Below are 1,838 nucleotides of genomic sequence, written 5' to 3'. Positions count from 1 at the left end.
GGTGACGTCGCAAAGGGAAAGGATGCCGCGCATCGAGGGGCGGCACTGGTCGTCGAGGCGGATGAATTTTCCCGCCATGTCCAGGTCGATCTGCTCCAGCCCCCAGTCTTCGACCACCGGCTTGCGCCCGACAGTGACCAGAATCCTGTCGGCAACGATCTTGCTATTCTTGCCGTCCTTCGTCTCGACCAGCAGCGCATCCCCCTTGGTCGACAACCCCTTGGCCTTGGCGCCCACAAGCACCTCGATACCGAGCTCGGCGAGCCGCTTCACCACCGGCCGAGTCAGTTCGGCATCATATTGCGCCAGTACGCGCGGCAGAGCCTCGACCACGCTCACCTTGGCGCCCATCTTGGCGAAGGCGATGCCGAGCTCCAGCCCGATATAGCCGCCGCCGACGACGGCAAGCCTTTCCGGCACTTCACTCAGCCCCAGCGCTTCGGTCGACGAGATCACCGGTCCACCGAACGGCAGCGACGGCAGCTCGACTGGCGCCGAGCCGGTCGCGATGACCACCGTCTCGGCACGGACCACCTGCATTCCGGTCTCGGTCTGGACTTCGACGATCTTGCCGTCACGGAATTTCGCCCAGCCGTGCACGGTCTTGACCCCGGCCTTCTTCAGCAGGCCGGCCACGCCGCTATTCAGCCGGCTAACAATACCATCCTTCCAGGCGATGGTCGTTTCGAGATCAATGGATGCTGTTCCAATTGAAATGCCGAGCGGACTCTTGCCGCCCGCCATATGCGAGATTTTCTCGAACTCCTCGGCCGCATGGATCAGCGCCTTGGACGGAATGCAGCCGACATTGAGACAAGTGCCGCCCGGCTTGCCGAACTCGACGATAACCGTGTCGATGCCAAGCTGGCCGGCGCGGATGGCACAGACATAGCCACCGGGGCCAGCACCGATAACGAGCAGCTTGCAGGAGATTTCCTTCATGGGGTTCCTCTCAAGGCGCCGCAGCGGTGCAAAAATTTTCCTGCCGGAGGGACAGCACCCCCCTCTGTCCTGCCAGGACAGAGGGGGGTGGGAAGGATCGCTGCCGCTCTCATTTCTTGCACCACAGCCTCAATCCACAAAAATCAGCGCCGGGGTCTCCAGCAGCGCCTTGATCCGTTGAATAAACACCGCGGCGTCCCAGCCGTCGATCACCCGGTGGTCGAAGCTGGAGGACAGGTTCATCATCTTGCGTGGGATGAACTGGGTGCCGTCCCACACCGGCCGCACCATCATTTTGTTGACGCCGAGGATCGCCACTTCCGGATGATTGATCACCGGCGTCGTCGCGACACCGCCCATGGCGCCGAGCGAGGTGATGGTGATGGTCGAACCCGAGAGCTCGTCGCGCGTCGCCGTGCCTGATTTGGCCGCCTCGGCGAGTCTGTTGAGCTCGGCGGCGCAGTCCCAAATGTCGCGCGCCTCGGCGTGTTTGACCACCGGCACCACCAGCCCCGAAGGCGTCTGCGCGGCAATGCCGATATGGACGCCGCCATGCTGGTGGATGATGCCGGCTTCGTCGTCGAACAGCGCGTTGAGGTTGGGCTGGTCGGCGATCGCCCGGACCATCGCCCGCATCAGGAACGGCAGCAGCGTCAGCTTCGGCCTTTCCGCGCCGGTGCGCTTCTCCTTGTTAAGCGCGGCGCGCAAATCCTCGAGTGCGGTAACATCGATCTCCTCGACATAGGTGATGTGCGGAATGCGCGACTTGGCCAGCGTCATCTTCTCGGCAATTTTTCGCCTGAGCCCGACGATTTTGATGTCCTCGATCGTCTCATTGGGGGCGAGGCCGGAGATTTTCGCGAGCTGCGGCCCGGCCGGCCGTATCCAGCATGAGG

At 63.1% G+C, this 1,838-nt stretch carries 2 protein-coding genes; both read right to left on the bottom strand.

The window, feature by feature from the left end; all coding sequences use genetic code 11:
* The coding region (locus EOA85_RS34290; protein ID WP_127212637.1) for an FAD-dependent oxidoreductase at window positions 1-942 on the bottom strand (942 nt) is incomplete at its 3' end.
* Between the two features lie 129 nt (window positions 943-1,071).
* The coding region (locus EOA85_RS34285; protein ID WP_164760100.1) for a dihydrolipoamide acetyltransferase family protein at window positions 1,072-1,838 on the bottom strand (767 nt) is incomplete at its 5' end.

The organism is Mesorhizobium sp. M5C.F.Ca.IN.020.29.1.1 (genome assembly GCF_003997375.1).
GTDB classification, from domain to species: Bacteria; Pseudomonadota; Alphaproteobacteria; order Rhizobiales; family Rhizobiaceae; genus Mesorhizobium; species Mesorhizobium wenxiniae.
The sequence above is the reverse complement of the archived record's forward strand: the minus strand, read 5'-3'. Positions and strand labels throughout refer to the sequence as shown.